The 18,495-nt window shown below is 41.3% G+C and carries 20 protein-coding genes; 16 read left to right on the top strand and 4 right to left on the bottom strand.

Annotated elements, in window-relative coordinates; genetic code table 11:
* The first annotated feature begins 74 nt into the window (after positions 1-74).
* Both serB and HMPREF3112_RS01860 read left to right on the top strand, forming a co-directional pair.
* Entirely contained in the window at positions 75-722 is a 648-nt protein-coding gene (gene serB, locus HMPREF3112_RS01865) for a phosphoserine phosphatase SerB (RefSeq protein ID WP_038676578.1), read from the top strand.
* A 223-nt stretch (positions 723-945) separates the two neighbouring features.
* Entirely contained in the window at positions 946-1,185 is a 240-nt protein-coding gene (locus tag HMPREF3112_RS01860) for a hypothetical protein (protein WP_037602882.1), read from the top strand.
* Positions 1,186-1,222: 37 nt separating this feature from the next.
* Here the strand turns inward: HMPREF3112_RS01860 and HMPREF3112_RS01855 are convergent, their stop codons facing one another.
* Positions 1,223-2,113, bottom strand: coding sequence for a DMT family transporter (locus tag HMPREF3112_RS01855; RefSeq protein ID WP_070437740.1), 891 nt, complete (start codon positions 2,111-2,113; stop codon positions 1,223-1,225).
* Between the two features lie 115 nt (positions 2,114-2,228).
* Entirely contained in the window at positions 2,229-2,594 is a 366-nt protein-coding gene (locus tag HMPREF3112_RS01850; protein ID WP_038676574.1) for a hypothetical protein, read from the bottom strand.
* A gap of 246 nt (positions 2,595-2,840) precedes the next feature.
* Here HMPREF3112_RS01850 and HMPREF3112_RS01845 point away from each other — a divergent pair, with 246 nt between their 5' ends.
* The 7 genes from HMPREF3112_RS01845 to HMPREF3112_RS01815 all read left to right on the top strand — a co-directional run bounded on the left by HMPREF3112_RS01845 (position 2,841) and on the right by HMPREF3112_RS01815 (position 7,471).
* On the top strand, positions 2,841-3,206 hold the full coding sequence (locus HMPREF3112_RS01845) for an OsmC family protein (RefSeq protein ID WP_070437737.1): 366 nt from the start codon (positions 2,841-2,843) through the stop codon (positions 3,204-3,206).
* A 93-nt stretch (positions 3,207-3,299) separates the two neighbouring features.
* A complete protein-coding gene (locus HMPREF3112_RS01840; RefSeq protein ID WP_021143776.1) occupies positions 3,300-3,683 on the top strand; it encodes a PaaI family thioesterase in 384 nt (127 codons plus the stop codon).
* A 13-nt stretch (positions 3,684-3,696) separates the two neighbouring features.
* Positions 3,697-4,671, top strand: coding sequence for a GyrI-like domain-containing protein (locus HMPREF3112_RS01835; protein WP_070437733.1), 975 nt, complete (start codon positions 3,697-3,699; stop codon positions 4,669-4,671).
* Positions 4,672-5,403 (top strand): pseudouridine synthase, encoded by a 732-nt coding sequence (locus HMPREF3112_RS01830; RefSeq protein WP_070437730.1) that lies wholly within the window; start codon positions 4,672-4,674, stop codon positions 5,401-5,403.
* 81 nt (positions 5,404-5,484) lie between these two features.
* Positions 5,485-5,613, top strand: a complete 129-nt coding sequence (locus tag HMPREF3112_RS01825) for a DUF4044 domain-containing protein (protein ID WP_002884629.1) — start codon at positions 5,485-5,487, stop codon at positions 5,611-5,613.
* A gap of 94 nt (positions 5,614-5,707) precedes the next feature.
* Positions 5,708-7,021, top strand: coding sequence for a GTPase ObgE (gene obgE / locus HMPREF3112_RS01820; protein ID WP_070437727.1), 1,314 nt, complete (start codon positions 5,708-5,710; stop codon positions 7,019-7,021).
* A gap of 252 nt (positions 7,022-7,273) precedes the next feature.
* On the top strand, positions 7,274-7,471 hold the full coding sequence (locus tag HMPREF3112_RS01815; RefSeq protein WP_002884415.1) for a hypothetical protein: 198 nt from the start codon (positions 7,274-7,276) through the stop codon (positions 7,469-7,471).
* Between the two features lie 73 nt (positions 7,472-7,544).
* Here the strand turns inward: HMPREF3112_RS01815 and HMPREF3112_RS01810 are convergent, their stop codons facing one another.
* Both HMPREF3112_RS01810 and HMPREF3112_RS01805 read right to left on the bottom strand, forming a co-directional pair.
* On the bottom strand, positions 7,545-8,285 hold the full coding sequence (locus tag HMPREF3112_RS01810; protein WP_002891489.1) for an amino acid ABC transporter ATP-binding protein: 741 nt from the start codon (positions 8,283-8,285) through the stop codon (positions 7,545-7,547).
* Positions 8,285-10,483 carry an ABC transporter substrate-binding protein/permease gene (locus HMPREF3112_RS01805; RefSeq protein WP_070437724.1) on the bottom strand — a complete coding sequence of 733 codons (2,199 nt, stop codon included), beginning with the start codon at positions 10,481-10,483 and terminating at the stop codon, positions 8,285-8,287. The genes HMPREF3112_RS01810 and HMPREF3112_RS01805 overlap by 1 nt, the downstream gene beginning before the upstream one ends.
* Positions 10,484-10,681: 198 nt before the next feature.
* Here HMPREF3112_RS01805 and HMPREF3112_RS01800 point away from each other — a divergent pair, with 198 nt between their 5' ends.
* The 7 genes from HMPREF3112_RS01800 to HMPREF3112_RS01765 all read left to right on the top strand — a co-directional run bounded on the left by HMPREF3112_RS01800 (position 10,682) and on the right by HMPREF3112_RS01765 (position 18,463).
* A complete protein-coding gene (locus HMPREF3112_RS01800; RefSeq protein WP_070437721.1) occupies positions 10,682-11,617 on the top strand; it encodes a CPBP family intramembrane glutamic endopeptidase in 936 nt (311 codons plus the stop codon).
* A 68-nt stretch (positions 11,618-11,685) separates the two neighbouring features.
* Positions 11,686-12,312 carry a hypothetical protein gene (locus tag HMPREF3112_RS01795; protein ID WP_070437718.1) on the top strand — a complete coding sequence of 209 codons (627 nt, stop codon included), beginning with the start codon at positions 11,686-11,688 and terminating at the stop codon, positions 12,310-12,312.
* Positions 12,302-14,293, top strand: a complete 1,992-nt coding sequence (uvrB, locus tag HMPREF3112_RS01790) for an excinuclease ABC subunit UvrB (protein ID WP_021143783.1) — start codon at positions 12,302-12,304, stop codon at positions 14,291-14,293. Before HMPREF3112_RS01795 ends, uvrB begins: the two co-directional genes overlap by 11 nt.
* A 515-nt stretch (positions 14,294-14,808) precedes the next feature.
* On the top strand, positions 14,809-15,273 hold the full coding sequence (locus tag HMPREF3112_RS01780) for an 8-oxo-dGTP diphosphatase (RefSeq protein ID WP_021143784.1): 465 nt from the start codon (positions 14,809-14,811) through the stop codon (positions 15,271-15,273).
* A gap of 215 nt (positions 15,274-15,488) precedes the next feature.
* Positions 15,489-16,301 carry a transporter substrate-binding domain-containing protein gene (locus HMPREF3112_RS01775; protein WP_070437715.1) on the top strand — a complete coding sequence of 271 codons (813 nt, stop codon included), beginning with the start codon at positions 15,489-15,491 and terminating at the stop codon, positions 16,299-16,301.
* Between the two features lie 11 nt (positions 16,302-16,312).
* Positions 16,313-17,110 carry a transporter substrate-binding domain-containing protein gene (locus HMPREF3112_RS01770; RefSeq protein ID WP_070437712.1) on the top strand — a complete coding sequence of 266 codons (798 nt, stop codon included), beginning with the start codon at positions 16,313-16,315 and terminating at the stop codon, positions 17,108-17,110.
* 243 nt (positions 17,111-17,353) lie between these two features.
* The gene (locus HMPREF3112_RS01765) at positions 17,354-18,463 is read left to right on the top strand and encodes an aminotransferase (protein WP_014634848.1); all 1,110 of its coding nucleotides are present in this window, start codon (positions 17,354-17,356) and stop codon (positions 18,461-18,463) included.
* The last annotated feature ends 32 nt before the right edge of the window (positions 18,464-18,495 follow it).

Raw genomic sequence — 18,495 nt, 5'->3', positions numbered from 1 at the left:
AGGTCCGTTTTTCATTTCATATTAAAATTAAATCCAGTGTAGGTTTAGATAGGCATCAAAGAATCGAGGTAATTATGTCAGAAGTTAAAGGTTTATTAGTTATGGACGTAGATTCAACGCTAGTCCAAGAAGAAGTTATCGATTTATTGGGAGAAGAAGCAGGCGTTGGTCAAGAAGTTGCTGAAATCACAGAGCGTGCCATGCGTGGAGAATTGGATTTTAGACAGGCCTTAAATGAGCGTGTAGCGACCCTCAAGGGATTGCCAGAGAGTATATTTGATAAGGTCTATGCTCGTATTCATTTCAACAAAGGAGCCAAGAAACTTGTGGATGAACTTCACGCCCGTGGCTTTAAGGTAGGCTTGGTTTCTGGAGGCTTCCATGAGACTGTGGATAGACTAGCAGCTGAAGCAGGAATCGATTATGTCAAGGCTAATCACCTAGAGGTTGTTGATGGTGTCTTAACTGGTAAGGTTTATGGTGAGATTGTCACCAAAGATGTCAAGGTAGCCAAACTCAAGGATTGGGCGTCAGAAAATGGTCTCGAACTCTCGCAAACCATTGCAATGGGTGACGGTGCCAATGATTTGCCTATGATTAAGACAGCTGGCATTGGTATCGCCTTTTGTGCCAAACCAATTGTCCGTGAACAAGCTCCCTACCAAATCACAGAACCAGATTTGTATAAGGTAATCGAGATTTTGGATGAGGTCAAGAAATAGTAGAGATATAAATAGTCCTTTGGAATCATCCAAAGGACTATTTGTATACCAAAAAAGCACCGAATCGGTGCCACTTTCTCAAGTTGAATACGGACCAAGCCTTATTTTAACTTTGCTGTATTGTTTCGAATGGTTTCGCTTCCCAATATATCGATTTTTGGTTGACTTCTTTTCCAACTCATCCTATCATAGAGGAGTCTAGTATTGAAATGGGGGAAGAGACATGTTATACGAATATCCGGCGATTTTTCACACGATTGAGGAAGGTTATCAAATTAGTTTTCCTGACTTTGGTCGTAGCATTAGGGCAGATTCTTTGCCTCTTGCCATGACGAAAGCATCTGTGTTTTTATCACATATTATAAAGGGCTATGGAGATAAGGATTTACCTGTGCCGACTGCGGTAAGTAGTATTCCTAATGAGGAAGAACTCGTCGTTTTGATTCAAACAGAGCTTGATTAAGACTAAAAAACTCTCGGAAGATCGATTACCGAGAGTTTTAGTTTTTATTGGCCACATAGACGCCCAAGACGACTAAAATTCCTGCAAAAATTTGTAGATGTGAGAAGGGCTCTCCTAAGACAATAACAGCAGCTAGAATAGATATAATTGTCGAAATCCCAATGAAGGAAGCTGTTCGGTTAACCCCGATATTGGCGATGGCAAAATTTGATAGCAAATAGCCCAGAACACTACATCCCAAGCCTTGATAAAGGATAGTGATTGTAAATTTTGGATTGGTCAAAGGAAGAAGTAAGAGTTCTTTTAAGTAGCCAGCTAGAAAGCCTTGGCTGAGTGCAAAGAGTCCAAATGTCAGGCAACCACTGGCAAGCATAAAATAGGTAATCTCAAGGCTGGTGAATTGACTTGCCCTTTCAACATCAACGCAATACAGGGCGTAGGAGATGACTGCTAGCCCTAGAATCAAGTAGCCAACAAGGGAGAAGTGAGTAGAACCGCCAGCAGCAAAGACAGCCATGATAATACCGACAAGGGTTGTGATGACACCGACCACTTGCCAACGGCTAGGCCATTCTTTTAAAATTAGGCTGGACATGATAAGGGCAACGACTGGGATACAGGCGAGGAAGGCTCCGCTTTCAGAAGCAGTCGTCATACGAATGCCAATCGTTTCGCAAATAAAATAGATAATCGGATTGAGAATGGCAATACGTGTCAGAGGTTTAAGATTTCTACCGTTAATGTTTAGCCGACGTCGACTGACGAGAAAATAGAGGTTGATAAAAAGGAAGGCTGTGACAAAGCGCCAAGAGATCAAAGCCAGGTCACTGACCTGTGCTGTAATAGATTTGGTAAAGATAAAACTGAGCCCAAAGAGAATCTCACAAGTCGCTGCAGCAAAACATCCCAAGACGATTTTATTTTTCATTGTCTCACCTCCTGAATTTGGATTTCCACGCCTATTATAGCACTTTCAGGAAGCGTTTACATCAATCTGAACCTAAAAAATAGACTAGCAGATTAGCTAGCCTTTTTTATCTTATTTAGTTACCAATTGAGACAGTCCCGTCTGATCCAACTTTGACATTTGTACCGTCTTGGCTATTAACGTCGACTGAGCCATCTTGACCAACTGTTGCGCTGTTACCTTCGCTATCGTTGGCTTCGACAGTATTATTACCGTTTGTTTTTGCTGAGTTACCGTTTCCGTCACTGACCTCAGTTGATCCGTCTTTGTTGACTTTTACTGAAGCGCTTGAATCCGTTGAAGAAGATTCTTTGGTCACCTTACTTGATGATGGTGCTGAAGATGACGAGTCAGTTTTGTCTTTAGAGTTGCCACATGCTGCTAAGGTCAACAAGGCAAGAACTGAGACAGAGGCTAAAGTTAATTTAGAAAATGTTTTCATAATAGTCTCCCTTTTTTCTTAGTAAATTCATTTTAAATGAAAAAACGAAATTTTAAAAGCGCTTCCAGTTGTTTTTACCCAACTGTAATCCCTCGGTAATATCAGTGTTGTACAAGGTTAATCTATTGGAAAATAAGAGCTAAAAGACCTTACGCTTTTTCTTCTTTTGATAGATATTTCAAAGCGTTCAGCTCGGTCCTTAAGGCTCTCTTTGTTATAATAATAAAAAAAGATTGAGGTGACATGATGTATCAAACAACAATTAAAGGTGACAAACGTTTCCATTCGCTTTCAGAGGGTTACGGAGCACCTGTGGAACTTTTTGGCTATACGGAAGATGGGGAAACACCGATGAGTTTGGTGAATATTGCCTTGGCTTCCTGTGTGACCATGTGTCTACAGAGTTATTTTGCCAAATATCAGGGAATCGAGGAGCTTGCTATTCAGGTTGATTCCAACTATGAAGAAGACCATTTTACCCTTGCCATTCATTTACCTGAGGATCTGATTTTGGAAAATGAGCAAGAACTCTTGGCTTTTGTGGATAATTTTTGCCGAGTGAAGAAGCTTTTTCGTGAAGATATTCAGGTTGATATTAGCTTAGCCAAATAAGCTTACTATCCTTTATGAACTTCGTGTTATACTAGTAGATAAAGACGTGTCATTTCACTAGGTATGGAATGAGCAACAATAGGAGGGCTTGCTATGCAAGACAAACTACATGAAATCCGTGTATTTGAGAATTTTCAAGAAGAACTATTTGAAACGGGACATGTCATCGTGACAACTAAGGTTGTTGAGAAGTCCCTGAATTATTTTGGTAATGCTCATGGGGGTTATTTGTTTACGCTTTGTGACCAGGTCGCAGGACTCGTGGCCATTTCAACAGGTGACTATGCGGTGACGCTTCAGTCTAATATCAATTATCTTAAGGCAGGGCATTTGTCTGACCAACTCAAGATTGAGGGATTGTGTGTTCATAATGGCAAGACGACCAAGGTGGTGGAAGTTGTCATTACTAATCAGGAAGAGAAAATCCTTACAAGGGCTACATTTACCATGTATGTGACAGGCTCGGTCGAGGAATAGAAAAGGAGCGTTTATGTCAGATTTTCAAACCATGGATGACTTTGCGGTCTTCGTTAATGACTACCTGACACCAGACCAATTGAGCGTTCAAGCCTATTCTTATGCGTCAGACCAGCAGGAGCTCTCTCTTCTTGTGACCATTGATGATTATGAGATGATGTGTCGTTGGCATGCCGTCTGGACTTTTTCAGGGTTACACCAGGCCTTCTTTCAGTCTGTAATGGACTTGGATAACAGCTTTTCTATTGATAGTGATAGCTTGGCTATGAAAGTGCGTTTAAGGGATCAAGAGCTCTTGTTTCAAGCAAAGGGGCTTGAAATGGTGGTTGTCGATTTGCCTGAGCCTCTTTTTCGTTTAGCTGATGTGTCTTTTAACGAAGGGGGAAAGCACTTTACCTACCTTTGTGAAGATCAAAGTGTCACAGCAGAAGATTGGGTCTTGGTTCCTATAGGTTCAGGTAATGCTGAAAAAGAAGCATTTGTAGAAAAGATTTCCTATGTCCTAGCAGATGAGGTTCCAGTCGAACTGATAAAACTGAAAAAGGTGATTCAAAAGCTGGATTTAGTAACTGTTCGTTATGATGTGAAGGTTGTTCGAAAGGGATTTTTGAGTTTTTCAGGGATGGCTTTTGAGGGCGAGGAACTAGGTAAGCCAACAGACTTTCTTTGGGTACCCTTTTTGGCAGAACAAGATGATTTGGCTGTTCCTACCTATGGTATTCGGATCAATGATGGCAGTCGTAAGACTTATGTAACAGCCTTGGCTGGTGAGGATGATAGTATGGAAATGATTGCTCTTGCACCGGCTACTTATGCGGTTTTTAAACTTAGAGGGCCTGCAACAGCAGCTGTTTGGGAGAGTTTTCATTATGCTAAGAAACATTTTGAAATGATTGATCAGCCAACTGTAGAGGTTTATCCACCAGGGAATCGTCAGGCTGAAGATTATGAAATGGAAGTTTGGATTCCAATAAAGGAGGAAGTATAGATGCGTCTGGATAAGTTTTTGGTTGATTGTGGTGTTGGTAGTCGCAGTCAAGTCAAGACCTTTCTCAAAAAGAAGCAAGTGACCGTAAATGGTCAGGTGGAGACATCACCTAAGACTCAGATTGATGAGAATCAAGACCAGATTGCTTTTCAAGGTCAAGCGTTAACACACGAGACCTTTGTTTACTATCTTTTAAATAAGCCTCAGGGTGTTATTTCAGCGACGGAGGATGCTCGTCACAAGACAGTGCTTGATTTACTGGATGATACAGCCAGACATAAGCAGGTCTTTCCTGTTGGACGTTTGGATATTGATACTCACGGTCTCCTGCTTTTGACCAATAATGGTGACTTAGCTCACGCCATGCTGTCTCCCAAGAAACATGTTGATAAGATTTATCAGGCTAAGGTTGATGGAATCATGAATCAGGAGGATATTCTGGCTTTTGAAAAAGGAATTGAACTCAAAGATCATACTTGCCAACCGGCTAAACTAGAGATTATTTCAGTAGATAGGGCTATTGGGACTAGCCTGGTTCAGATTACCATTGCTGAAGGGAAATTTCATCAGGTTAAGCGTATGGTAGCAGCTTGTGGTAAGGAAGTGACAGAGTTACAACGTCTAAGTATGGGGCCTTTAAGCCTGCCCAATGATTTAGAAGTCGGTGCTTGGCGACGTTTGACCGAGGAGGAGTTGGAAGCTTTAACGGTTTTTGGAATTCCTTTGGCTTAAGCTAGTCTAAGAGTTGCGAAATAGGCAGATTTTTGTTACTATTATTGTGAAATATTAGAAGAAAAAACGAGGTAAATTCAAGTGGCATTTGGAGATAACGGACCACGTAAGAAATCATTTTTTGAACGTCTAACAGTATTGGTCGTTTTGATTATGCTATTAGTAACAGTTGGGGCATTGATTTTCCAAGCAGTCGCAGCTGTCCTTTAAGACGCTATCAAGCGTTTTTTTGTGTATGTCGAAAATTCTTTCGTTTGTGATTGAATTTGTACATGGCATACAAATCAGAAAGAGAGAAATATAGATGAGTATGTTTTTAGATACAGCCAAGATTAGTGTCAAAGCTGGTCGTGGTGGTGACGGAATGGTTGCCTTCCGTCGTGAGAAATATGTACCTAATGGTGGTCCTTGGGGCGGTGACGGTGGTAAGGGTGGCTCAGTCATTTTCAAGGTTGACGAAGGCTTGCGTACCCTTATGGATTTCCGTTATAATCGTAAATTCAAGGCTAAGAATGGCGAAAAAGGGATGACCAAGGGAATGCACGGGCGAGGCGCTGAAGACCTCATCGTTAGTATCCCGCCTGGTACAACGGTGCGTGATGCTGAGACAGGCAAGGTTATTACTGATATGGTTGAGGATGGCCAAGAGTTTGTCGTTGCTCACGGTGGACGTGGTGGACGAGGAAATATCCGTTTTGCGACACCTCGTAACCCTGCTCCCGAAATCGCTGAAAATGGTGAACCAGGTGAAGAACGTGAACTTCAATTGGAATTGAAGATTTTGGCGGATGTTGGTTTGGTTGGTTTCCCATCCGTTGGTAAATCAACGATCCTCAGTGTGGTAACCTCAGCAAAACCAAAGATTGGTGCCTATCACTTTACGACAATTGTTCCTAACTTGGGGATGGTTCGTACGAAGTCAGGTGAGAGCTTTGCCATTGCTGACCTTCCAGGATTGATTGAGGGGGCTAGCCAGGGTGTTGGTTTGGGAACACAGTTCCTTCGCCACATTGAGCGTACACGTGTTATCCTTCATGTGATTGATATGTCAGCGAGTGAAGGGCGTGATCCTTACGAGGATTATCTTCAAATTAACAAAGAGTTGGAAACTTACAACCTTCGCTTGATGGAACGTCCACAAATTATTGTGGCTAATAAGATGGACATGCCTGGGGCTGAGGAAAACTTGAAAGAGTTTAAGGAAAAATTGGCTGCTAACTATGATGAATTTGATGAGTTGCCACAAATTTTCCCAATTTCAAGTTTGGCTCACCAAGGTTTGGAAAATCTCTTGGAAGCTACTGCAGAATTGCTTGATGAGACAGATGAATTCTTGCTTTATAGCGAAGACGATATGGAACAAGAAGAAGTTTACTACGGCTTTAACGAGGATGAACGTCCATTTGAAATTAGTCGTGACGACGATGCCTCATGGGTACTTTCTGGTGAGATACTTGAAAAACTCTTTGTCATGACTAACATGGAACGTGACGAATCTATCATGAAATTTGCACGTCAATTGCGTGGTATGGGAGTTGATGAAGCACTTCGTGAACGTGGTGCTAAGGATGGCGATATCGTTCGTATCGGTAACTTCGAGTTTGAGTTTGTGGATTGACGTTGAAAGACTCTCTAAGTGCTGAAGCACTTGATAGTCTACGGCAGCCGCTATGGCGGACTGCCTATCAACCTCACTAACTACGTAAAGTCGGTATAATCGACCGACTTTCCTTCGTGTCGTAACCGAGCAAGACTCTCTTAGTGCTGAAGCACAAGATAGTCTACGCCAATCGCTATGGCGGACTGCCTATCAACCTTACTAACTACGTGAAGTTGGCGAATTTAAAAATATTGAAATAAGAGGTTTACAATGGGAGATAAACCGATATCCTTCAGGGATAAAGATGGAAACTTTGTTTCTGCGGCCGATGTTTGGAATCCAAAGAAACTTGAAGAACTCTTTACGCGCTTAAATCCTAACCGAAAACTCCGTCTTGAGCGTGAACGCTTGGCAAGGGAAGAAGCAGCAAAACACCCTGAACTAAATGAAGAAACAGAGCAAGTCTAGCACTTGCTCTGTTTTTCTTATCCAAAATGGCAATCAAAAACAGCTACTCTAGCAAGAGTAACTGTTTTGATAATTAGGCGTTTAGAACCTTGTCCAAGAATTCTTTCAAACGTGGGTGTTGTGGGTTATCAAAGATTTGATCTGGAGTACCATCTTCGAGGAACTCACCGTCCGCAGTAAAGATTACTCGGTTGGCAACTTGACGAGCAAATCCCATTTCGTGAGTAACGATAATCATGGTCATACCTTGCTCTGCCAATTCTTTCATAACGTTAAGAACGTCTCCGACCATTTCAGGGTCAAGGGCAGAAGTCGGTTCGTCAAAGAGCATGATATCAGGATTCATTGCCAAACCACGTGCAATTGCCACACGTTGTTTTTGTCCACCTGACAAGCTATCTGGCGTTGCATCGGCCTTGTCAGCAAGTCCAACACGATTAAGAAGATCCATAGCTAATTTATCAGCTTCTTCCTTGTTCATACGTCCGAGTTCAACAGGTGCAAATGTCACGTTTTCAAGGACTGTCATGTGTGGGAAGAGGTTGAAATGTTGGAAGACCATCCCGATATTTTCACGGGCTTTGTCAAGGTTTGTCTTAGGATCTGATAATTCAAAACCATCAACGACTACTTTACCAGATGTCACGGTTTCAAGCAGGTTAAGGGTACGAAGGAAGGTTGATTTACCAGAACCTGAAGGACCAATGATACACACAACGTCGCCTTCGTAGAATTTGGCGTCAATGCCTTTAAGGACTTCATTGTCGCCGTATGATTTGTGCAAGTTCTGCACATCGATTTTCAATTCAGCCATTATTTAAGTCTCTTTTCTAGTCGTTTAGCCAATTTCGTCAAGCATGTGATGATGACCAAGTAAAGGATGGCCAAAATCGCATACATACGGAATGATTGGTAGTTACGAGCAATGATGATTTTACCAGTTTGGAAGAGTTCAACCAAACCGATAGCTGATACGATAGTCGTATCTTTCAATGAGATAACAAATTGGTTGATGAAGTTTGGCAACATCAAGCGAACAGCCTGTGGCAAGATAACCTTACGCATTGTTGTATTGTAAGGGACACCCAAGCTTCGGCTAGCTTCCATCTGACCAATCGGAACAGCTTCGATACCACCACGTACAATTTCGGCAATGTAAGCACCACCGTTAAGTGAGAGGGCAATTGTCGCTGCCACAAAGTCATTGATTGGTGATTGGTGACCAGTGATATTTTCAATCAAGTTAGGAATACCCCAGTAGATGAAGGCTGCAACAATCATCAATGGGATACCACGAACCACGTCAACAAAGACTTGCGAAATCACACGGAGTGTCTTGTTTGGTGCAACTGCCATCATACCGAAGATAACACCGATAATCATGGCAATAGCAAATGAAAGAAGGGTCAATCCAAGGGTAATTCCAAGACCTTGGAGAAGTTGTTTGTAGTTGTTTTTAATCAATCCTACGATGGTTGTTTCATCGGTAGCTTTTTTTGAGCTTCCTTCTTTTGATTTGTTGTTATCGAGGTATTTATTGATAATCTTATCGTAAGTACCATCTTTCACGATAGCAGCCAAACCATTGTTGAACATCTCAATCAACTCAGGGTTAGTGCCTTTTTTAACAGCAAATCCGACTTCACCAGTGGCAATACCTTCAATTGGTGTTGTAAAGTTACGCCCTTGTTGGATAGCGTATAGAAGAACGGCTTCATCATCCATAAGAGCATCGATTGAACCAGAGTTCAAGCTATCGTACATAGTAGAAGCTTCATCGTAAGCACGAACAGTAAAGCCATACTCACCAGCGTGGTCTTCCAACCATGAGTATGATGACGTACCGTTCTTAGCTCCTACAGTCTTACCTTTAAGATCCTTGTAAGATTTAACCTTACTTCCTTTAGCTACAGCCAAACGAATGTTTGATGTGTAGTAAGGATCTGAGAAGTCAAAGATTTGTTTACGAGCATCAGTGATGGTCATACCAGCCATAACCGCGTCGGCTTGGCTAGATTGTACAGCATTAAGTGATGCATCGAAACCAGGGTTTGTCAATTTGACATTGAAACCTTGATTTTTAGCAATGGCATTGATGATATCGACATCGATACCTACATATTTACCTGAACCATTTTGGTATTCAAATGGAGCAAAAGATGAGTCCATTGAGATAGTGTAGGTTTCCTTAACAGGAGTGGCTTTTGCGTTAGCATCACCAGTCAATTTAAGATCTGCTGAAGGTTTTGATGAAGAAGATTTTTCTGAGTCACCCAACCATTTGTTCATGATTTTGTCGTAGGTGCCGTCTTTCTTCATTTCTTTAAGAGCTTCGTTGAAGTCTTTGATAAGCTTTTCGTGTTTTCCGCCTTTTTTAACAGCGAAAGCGAAGCTACCGATAGATTCAGGCTTAATGTTGATCGCGTAGTCTTTTCCTTGACCAATAGCGTATTTAACAACTGGTGTGTCGTCCATAGCTGCGTCAACAGAACCAGAATCCAAGCTATTGTTCATCAAGTCGCTAGTGTCAAAAGTTTTAACTGTGAAACCATATTTACTAGCGTTTTTATCAAGCCAAGTTTGAGCAGCGGTACCGTTTTTAACACCGACTGTTTTACCCTTCAATTGTTTGTAGTCGCTGACTTTATCGCTGCTACGTGTGTAGATAACAATTGAAGTGTCGTAATAAGTGTCTGAGAAAGTGAAGACCTTCTTACGTGCGTCGGTAACAGTAGTACCGGCCATAAGGGCGTCTGCTTGGCCTGATTGCACAGCGTTAACGGCTGCATCGAAACCAGGGAAGGTTTGGTTAACGTCCCAATTTTTACGTTTGGCAACTTCGTTGATGATATCAACGTCGATACCCTTGTAGGTCTGATCAGAATCTTTGAATTCAAATGGGGCATAGGCTGTGTCTGAAACAACTGAAATAGTTTCAGCGGATGCCTTAGCTCCGAAAACAAAGAAAACTGACATGGCACTCAAGAAGAGTGTCAGAAGTTTTTTCTTCATTATAAAAAGTCTCCTTTATAAAATACCTTCCTATTCTATCAAAAAAAGGTCTTGTTATCAAACTTCTTGGAGTTTGATGTTAGAAAATATAACAAGGTTCGTTAGCTATGAGAGCTATCTGAGAAGAAGTTGACAAGCTTGTGTCAATTAGTTACACTGTAATCGAATACATGTAAGATTTGTTACAGGAGCTAAAAAATGAAGAAACGTATGCTTGAGAAATATACTAGCCGATATGATAAAGTTCCAAGTTGGCTGATGATTATGCTGTCCTGTTTTATAGCCACTGGTTATGTCCTTGTAGGTGGATTTCTATCAGGGATTGTTGTGGGAATTCCAATGGCTATTGTTCTTTCGTTCTTAGTATTAAATGGTAACATTCAGTTCCAGGATATAAATACGATTTCCTATAAGATGTTTTCAAACATGTATTTTCAGTTGGGAACATTTGCCTTTACTGCCTTAGCTATCTTTTTCTGGGTTAAAGTTGTTGAAAAACGTCCCATTCGTACACTTGGATTTTTCAAGGGTCATATTTGGTTGAACTTGCTTAAGGGCTGGGGATTTGGGACTCTACTCTTGTTAGTTAGTTTCCTTGGGACTTATTTACTTGGAGGGTTAGAATTTGTAAAAGTAGACTTTTCTCAGAGAACCCTCTTATGTATACTATCCCTAATACCTTTCTGGTTTATCCAAGGTGGAACCGAGGAACTGGTGACACGTGGTTGGTTACTTCAGACGGTGACTAATAAATTGAACCTTTCCTGGGGAATTGCTATTTCAAGTTCTTTCTTTTCAATATTACACCTAGGAAATCAAGGTGTTACCGCCTTGTCTCTTATCAGTATTGTTCTGGTAGGAGTTCTCATGGCGCTTTACATGCTCAAGACAGATAATATCTGGGGTGTAGCTGCCCTTCACGGTGCTTGGAACTTCGCGCAAGGAAATCTAGTTGGCGTGGCAGTTAGTGGACAGGATGCAGGCGCCAGCTTATTGCACTTTCAGGCCAGGTCAGGCGTGCCTGATTGGTTGTCAGGAGGGGCCTTTGGTCTAGAAGGAAATCTTGTTACCTGTCTCGTTCTCCTAGTAGGGATTATCATTCTTCGTCTACAATTGAAAAAAGAAAACTTTTAAGGCTGAGTTCAAAGACTCGGTCTTTTTACTTCTGTGTTAAAATAGAAGAAACACATGGAGGAGACAATATGATAGTTAAGCTTGATAGGGTCATGTTGAAATTGAAAATAGTCGTTGGCCTTATATTTTCTGTCTTGTCTTTATGGATTCTTTGTCCTGAGCTCATTATAGGTTCTCTTCGTGATAATCCAGTCAAGCAGTTCCTTGCTGTCATTGTTTTATTTTGGCTTTTATTATCCATTGTTCACCTTATAGACGGTATCGTAAATCTCAAAGGTCATGGAAAGCTCTTGGAACTGGATGACAATTCCTTGACCTACTATGGCCAAGCATTTGGACGGAAAACTTTTGACATTCCCTTATCCGAGATTGAATTTGTCAAGAAAGCTTGGACAACACGGATGGAGGATATTGGACGCTCTTCGACAGTGAGATATTCTTTGAAACGCATCGAGCATGTCTTCGACTATGATGCCGAGGTTGATGATAAAAAGAGATATCAGGTGTTGCTTATCTTCTTCAAAAATGGTGAGACAGCTGTTACCTATGACAAAAAACTTGGTCATCAATCATGGAAGAAACGTGCCTATGTCGCTAAGATGCGAATGATTCAAATTCCGCTTACAAGTGGGGAAATCTTCTCCGACCAAGAGATGAATGATTACATAAATGAAAGGAAAAAGAATGATAGATAGAAAAGAAGACAACCAATTCCATTTGGTTTCTAAATATGAACCTTCTGGGGATCAACCTCAGGCCATCGAAGCCTTGGTGGACAATATTGAAGGTGGTGAGAAGGCTCAAATTCTAAAGGGGGCGACAGGGACAGGTAAGACTTATACCATGAGTCAGGTCATCCAGCGCGTCAATAAACCAACCTTGGTTATTGCCCACAATAAAACTTTGGCAGGTCAGCTTTATGGAGAGTTCAAGGAGTTCTTCCCAGACAATGCTGTAGAATACTTCGTTTCCTACTATGATTTCTATCAGCCAGAGGCCTATGTACCGTCATCAGATACCTATATCGAAAAAGATAGTTCTGTAAATGATGAAATTGATAAGCTCCGTCACTCAGCGACATCTGCCCTCCTTGAGCGTAATGATGTTATCGTTGTGGCTTCCGTTTCTTGTATTTACGGTTTGGGTTCGCCAAAAGAATATGCCGATTCAGCGGTTAGTCTTCGTCCAGGGCAAGAGATTTCTCGAGACAAGTTGCTCAATGACCTAGTTGATATCCAGTTTGAGCGAAATGACATTGATTTCCAACGTGGGAAATTCCGTGTACGCGGTGATGTAGTCGAGATTTTCCCTGCCAGCCGCGATGAACACGCCTTTCGTGTGGAATTTTTCGGTGATGAGATTGACCGTATCTGTGAGATTGAAAGTTTGACAGGACGCAATCTCGGCGAGGTTGAGCACCTTGTTCTTTTCCCGGCGACTCACTTTATGACCAATGAAGAGCATATGGAAGAAGCCATCAAGAATATTATGGAAGAGATGGAAGCCCAGGTTAAGCAATTTGAAGCTGAGGGTAAGCTCATCGAGGCTCAACGTATCCGCCAGAGGACTGAATACGATGTTGAAATGCTTCGTGAAATGGGCTACACCAATGGTGTTGAAAACTACTCACGACACATGGATGGACGTAAAGAAGGCGAGCCCCCCTTCACCTTGCTTGATTTCTTCCCAGAAGATTTCCTTATCATGATTGATGAAAGTCACATGACCATGGGTCAGATTAAGGGAATGTATAACGGGGACCAGGCCCGTAAGAAGATGTTGGTTGATTACGGTTTCCGTTTGCCATCAGCGCTTGATAACCGTCCACTTCGACGTGAAGAATTTGAGAGTCATGTTCATCAGATTGTCTATGTGTCTGCCACTCCAGGGGACTATGAGATGGAGCAAACTGAGACTGTCGTTGAGCAAATCATCCGTCCGACAGGGCTTCTTGATCCAGAAGTCGAAGTGCGTCCAACTATGGGACAAATGGATGACCTCCTTGGTGAGATCAATGCCCGAACTGAAAAAGGCGAGCGTGTCTTTGTAACCACTTTGACTAAGAAGATGGCTGAAGACTTGACTGACTATCTCAAGGAAATGGGTGTCAAGGTTAAATACATGCACTCTGACATTAAGACTTTGGAACGTACGGAGATTATCCGTGACTTGCGTCTAGGTGTCTTTGATGTTCTTATCGGTATTAACCTTCTTCGTGAAGGGATTGACGTTCCTGAGGTTAGTCTGGTTGCTATTTTGGATGCGGATAAGGAAGGCTTCCTTCGTAACGAACGTGGACTTATCCAAACGATCGGACGTGCTGCCCGAAATAGCGAAGGTCACGTTATTATGTATGCAGATAAGATTACGGAGTCTATGCAAAAAGCCATGGATGAAACAGCTCGTCGCCGTGAAATCCAGATGGCCTATAATAAGGAGCATGGTATTGTTCCACAAACGATTAAGAAAGAAATTCGTGACCTTATTTCGATTACCAAGGCTAATGAAGCAGAGGTAGCAGAGGATACTGTGGACTACAGTGCCATGAACAAGAAAGAACGCCAAGAAGCCATCAAGAAACTTCAAAAACAAATGCACGAAGCAGCAGAACTACTTGACTTTGAATTAGCGGCTCAAATCCGTGATATGGTGCTAGAACTGAAGAGTATGGATTAGAAACACTGGACGTTAGGTTAATGCTTTAGCAAGATGAGCTTGCAAAAAAGGAGGTAACATTGAATTCAAGTTGGTTTAAGACAATCTGTCTTTTTATACCAGGTTTTGTTATTTCTTTTCTGATTTATGTTTATTTCCCTACCTTATTTTGAAGTGGTATATTGTTTCCGTTTGAGCTTAACTTTCTTATCTGGTTCCTCTTACTTCTTGCCCATAAGGATCAGATTGCCTATAAGCATCAGAGAAAAATTGCAGCTTTTATTGGTTTAAATTTTAACCTTATTGTATTTCTGTTGCATGCTATGGTAGGTATAAGTGATATGAATGAAGAGAATCCGCGAATTATTTTTGAGCCCTTGTGGATGATAAAAAGAGAACTTGTTTGGATACCAATATTTGGTTATATATTGTTTATGGCTTTCTATGCTTCTATTTATCTGCATTTGCGACATCGAGAGTCGATTAAAAACTAATTGTTAAGATTTTATTTGACTACTTACTAGAAAGGACTATCTATGTCACGTTCACAAGCTACTATTCTGACCAACATGTGTCTCATCGAAGATGGTCAAGGGAATATTGTCATGCAAATTCGCGATCCCAAGCGTTATTCTTGGTCGGGTGCTGCCCTACCTGGTGGTCATATTGAAGCACACGAGGGGCTAGTGGAGTCAGTTATTCGTGAGGTCAAGGAAGAAACTGGCTTGACCATTAAAAATCCTAAATTGGTTGGTATGAAGCATTGGTACACGACAGATGACGAGCGTTATCTTGTTTTCCTCTATAGAACTTCAGACTTTGAAGGAGACATTCATTCGACAGAAGAGGGAGAAGTCCGTTGGGTTGCCAGGGAGGACGTACCTAAGATGGAGCTGGCCTATGACATGCTCAACCTCCTGCGCGTGTTTGAAGAGGACCAACTCTCTGAACTTTTCTATCGTGAGCGTCTTGAAAATGACTTTATCCGAGAATTTTGGTAAGAATATGAACTATTTATTCAAATGAATGAATAGTTTTTTTGTCGTTAAAATCAGAAAGAAGAGCTTTAAATAAGTAATTTTTAGATTTTGCAATGACGATAAAATTAATAAAAATGAAAATTATAATCAATAAAAGTTCATTTTTTCATTGACAAATGCATAATAATGCATTATTATACTTACATAAGTTAATAAATATAGAAAAGAGATTGATTATGAAAACATGGAAAAAACTTTTGTTGGGATTTGCAGGAATCTTTGCTTTGACGACTTTAGCAGCTTGTTCTTCGTCGAAGGACACTTTGGAAAAGGTACAAGATAAAGGAACTTTGACAGTTGCTCTTAATCCTCACTTTGCTCCTTTTGAATTCAAGACAATCCAAAATGGTAAGGATACGATTGTTGGGGCAGATGTTGAAATTGCTAAGGCTATTGCAGATGAGCTTGGTGTAAAAGTTAAATTCTCTGAAATGTCTTTTGATAATGTCTTAGCCAATGTTCAATCTGGTAAGGCAGATATCGCCATTTCCGGAATCTCAGCTACTGAAGAACGTCAAAAAATCTTTGATTTCTCAGATACCTACTATGAGTCTGAAACGGTTCTTGTTGTCAAAAAAGATGCGACAGGAACTTACAAACAAACCGGTGATTTTGCAAAAAAATCTGTAGCCGTTCAAAAAGGTTCTATTCAAGAAAATATTGCCAAAGCAAACTTGTCAGATGCTAATGTGGTATCCTTGGCACAACCTGGTGAAGCTATCAATGAATTGAAATCTGGTCAAGTTGAAGGAGTGGTTCTTGAAAAAGCCATTGCACAAGGTTATGTAGATCAAAACAGTGATCTAGCTGTGTCAGACATTACGCTCAAGTCAGATTCAAAAGATGCCTATGCCGTCGCAATGCCTAAGGGAAGCGATAAACTAAAAGCAAAGGTTAATAAGGTTATCGCTAAACTCAAAAAAGAAGGTAAGATTGACAGCTATGTTCAAGATGCCTATGCTCTTTCACTTAAGAGTTCTAGTAAATAAGGGGTTATTATATGAAGAAAGTTTGGTTTATCCTTACAGCTCTAGTCGCCACGTGCTTTCTAGTTGCTTGTAGCGGAAGTCAGGGAGTAAGTCCCAAAACGATTAAGGAAAAGAAGAAAATTGTCGTGGCAACAGAATCTGAATTTGCGCCTTTTGAGTTCAAATCGTTGGTTAACGGCAAAGATACGCTGGTTGGAGCAGATATCGAATTGGCCAAAGCTATCGGTGAAAAACTTGGTGTAAAGGTTGAATTTTCAGTGATGTCTTTTGATAATGTTCTTGCTAACGTGCAAAGTGGTAAAGCCGATATCGCCATTGCAGGGATTTCGGTGACAGACGAACGTAAGAAGGTTTATGATTTTTCTGACAGCTACTATACGTCAGAAAATGTAGTGATTGTCAAAAAAGACAAGGTAAATGACTACACAAGCACTGATAGTCTCGCAAAACAAACGGTCGGTACGCAAAAAGGGTCTGTCCAAGAAACCGTTGCTAAGAAACAAATCCCTAAGGCAAGTGTCGTATCACTGTCTTCAAATGGTGAAATGATTAACGAACTCAAGTCAGGTCAGCTTCAAGCAGTTGTACTTGAGAAGGCCATTGCAGAAGGTTATATCGCTCAAAATGATGATTTAACCCTTGCCAACTTTAATCTCAAGTCAGATGGCACAGATGCTTATGCCGTCGCAACACGTAAGGGTTCAGATGACTTGCTTAAAGAAATCAATGCCGTCATCAAAGAGACTAAGGACTCTGGAAAATTTGACCAATGGTTAAAAGAAGCATCAACCTACGAACAAAGTAAGTAAATTTAAAACTTCCGAGCACCTGAAAAGAGTAAATTTCAGGTGCTTTCATCAACAACGAAAAGTCTTGTTTGGTCCTCGCTTTATTCACTTAAGGGGAGTCTCCAAAAATTCTTAAATCTAAATGGGGAATACCCCATTTTTTATTGAATTCTCTGCTAAAAACAGTTATTATCAAAGTAGGTAAGTCTGTTCAAATAGACAAATGACATCGTATAGAGTGCTTAAGAAAAGCAAGGAGAAACTATGAAGCTACCACGTTTTGGTGTTGAAGAATGGCTTAATGTCCATGAAAAATCTGCCATATATGATATCGCAGGAGTTTCAATTAAGGCCCTCACAATGGAAGAATTATTTGACCTGTCAGGCCTTGATAAGGATGCCTTTTTTGCCCAACTTCTAAAGAAAAAGATGGATTACGGCTGGATTGAGGGGTCACCAGAGTTCAAAACTCAAGTGGCTAGCTTATACAAGAACATGCCGGTTGATAATATCCTCCAAACCAATGGGGCTACAGGAGCGACGATGCTAGCCCTTTATGCGCTTATTGAGCCTGAGGACCATGTCATCTCCATGTATCCAACTTATCAACAGCTCTATGACATTCCTAAGTCGCTAGGAGCAGACGTGGATCTCTGGGAGGTTGAAGAGGACAAGGGGTGGTTGCCTGATTTGGACCAACTCCGCCGTCTCATTCGTCCTAATACCAAAATGATCTGTATTAACAACGCCAACAATCCTACCGGTGCCCTTATGGACGCTGCTTACCTCGAGGAGCTAGTGGCTATCGCTAAAGAAGTAGACGCCTATATCTTCTCAGATGAGGTCTATCGCAGTTTTGACCAGCCTACGCCTTCTATTGTAGATTTGTATGAAAAGGGCATTGCCGTCAATAGTCTGTCAAAGACCTATTCCATTCCTGGTATTCGTGTGGGTTGGGTTGCTTCTAACACAGAGGTGGCGGACATTCTGCGTGACTACCGTGACTACACGATGATTTGTGCGGGTGTCTTTGATGATATGGTGGCTACCCTTGTCTTGGAAAATAAAGAAGCCATCCTAGAGCGTAATCGTCAGATTGTAGAGGAAAATCTAGCTCTTATGGATGAATGGATTGCCAAGGAACCTAAGGCGTCATGGATTAGACCTGCCAGTGTTTCCACATCTTTCGTCAAACTAGATGTGAATCGTCCTATCGAAGATTTTGCTTTGGAGCTTCTTCAGGACTATGGTGTTCTTGTGGTTCCAGGTAACCGTTTTGACAAGGAGTCTCATGTCCGCATCGGTTATTGCTGTGACAAGGAAGTTCTTCAAAAGGGCTTAGAAAAATTGTCGCAATTTCTTAATAAATGTTGACAATGCTACTAATTTTAAGTAAAATAACAAGC

The sequence above is a fragment of the Streptococcus sp. HMSC10E12 genome (assembly GCF_001807855.1).
Taxonomy (GTDB): Bacteria; Bacillota; Bacilli; order Lactobacillales; family Streptococcaceae; genus Streptococcus; species Streptococcus salivarius.
The sequence above is the reverse complement of the archived record's forward strand: the minus strand, read 5'-3'. Positions and strand labels throughout refer to the sequence as shown.

What these genes read in the sequence shown, in the direction of transcription:
- serB (WP_038676578.1), top strand. Translation starts at nt 75, where the DNA reads ATGTCAGAAGTTAAAGGTTTATTAGTTATGGACGTAGATTCAACGCTA.
- HMPREF3112_RS01860 (WP_037602882.1), top strand. Translation starts at nt 946, where the DNA reads ATGTTATACGAATATCCGGCGATTTTTCACACGATTGAGGAAGGTTAT.
- HMPREF3112_RS01855 (WP_070437740.1), bottom strand. Translation starts at nt 2,113, where the DNA reads ATGAAAAATAAAATCGTCTTGGGATGTTTTGCTGCAGCGACTTGTGAG.
- HMPREF3112_RS01850 (WP_038676574.1), bottom strand. Translation starts at nt 2,594, where the DNA reads ATGAAAACATTTTCTAAATTAACTTTAGCCTCTGTCTCAGTTCTTGCC.
- HMPREF3112_RS01845 (WP_070437737.1), top strand. Translation starts at nt 2,841, where the DNA reads ATGTATCAAACAACAATTAAAGGTGACAAACGTTTCCATTCGCTTTCA.
- HMPREF3112_RS01840 (WP_021143776.1), top strand. Translation starts at nt 3,300, where the DNA reads ATGCAAGACAAACTACATGAAATCCGTGTATTTGAGAATTTTCAAGAA.
- HMPREF3112_RS01835 (WP_070437733.1), top strand. Translation starts at nt 3,697, where the DNA reads ATGTCAGATTTTCAAACCATGGATGACTTTGCGGTCTTCGTTAATGAC.
- HMPREF3112_RS01830 (WP_070437730.1), top strand. Translation starts at nt 4,672, where the DNA reads ATGCGTCTGGATAAGTTTTTGGTTGATTGTGGTGTTGGTAGTCGCAGT.
- obgE (WP_070437727.1), top strand. Translation starts at nt 5,708, where the DNA reads ATGAGTATGTTTTTAGATACAGCCAAGATTAGTGTCAAAGCTGGTCGT.
- HMPREF3112_RS01815 (WP_002884415.1), top strand. Translation starts at nt 7,274, where the DNA reads ATGGGAGATAAACCGATATCCTTCAGGGATAAAGATGGAAACTTTGTT.
- HMPREF3112_RS01810 (WP_002891489.1), bottom strand. Translation starts at nt 8,285, where the DNA reads ATGGCTGAATTGAAAATCGATGTGCAGAACTTGCACAAATCATACGGC.
- HMPREF3112_RS01805 (WP_070437724.1), bottom strand. Translation starts at nt 10,483, where the DNA reads ATGAAGAAAAAACTTCTGACACTCTTCTTGAGTGCCATGTCAGTTTTC.
- HMPREF3112_RS01800 (WP_070437721.1), top strand. Translation starts at nt 10,682, where the DNA reads ATGAAGAAACGTATGCTTGAGAAATATACTAGCCGATATGATAAAGTT.
- HMPREF3112_RS01795 (WP_070437718.1), top strand. Translation starts at nt 11,686, where the DNA reads ATGATAGTTAAGCTTGATAGGGTCATGTTGAAATTGAAAATAGTCGTT.
- uvrB (WP_021143783.1), top strand. Translation starts at nt 12,302, where the DNA reads ATGATAGATAGAAAAGAAGACAACCAATTCCATTTGGTTTCTAAATAT.
- HMPREF3112_RS01780 (WP_021143784.1), top strand. Translation starts at nt 14,809, where the DNA reads ATGTCACGTTCACAAGCTACTATTCTGACCAACATGTGTCTCATCGAA.
- HMPREF3112_RS01775 (WP_070437715.1), top strand. Translation starts at nt 15,489, where the DNA reads ATGAAAACATGGAAAAAACTTTTGTTGGGATTTGCAGGAATCTTTGCT.
- HMPREF3112_RS01770 (WP_070437712.1), top strand. Translation starts at nt 16,313, where the DNA reads ATGAAGAAAGTTTGGTTTATCCTTACAGCTCTAGTCGCCACGTGCTTT.
- HMPREF3112_RS01765 (WP_014634848.1), top strand. Translation starts at nt 17,354, where the DNA reads ATGAAGCTACCACGTTTTGGTGTTGAAGAATGGCTTAATGTCCATGAA.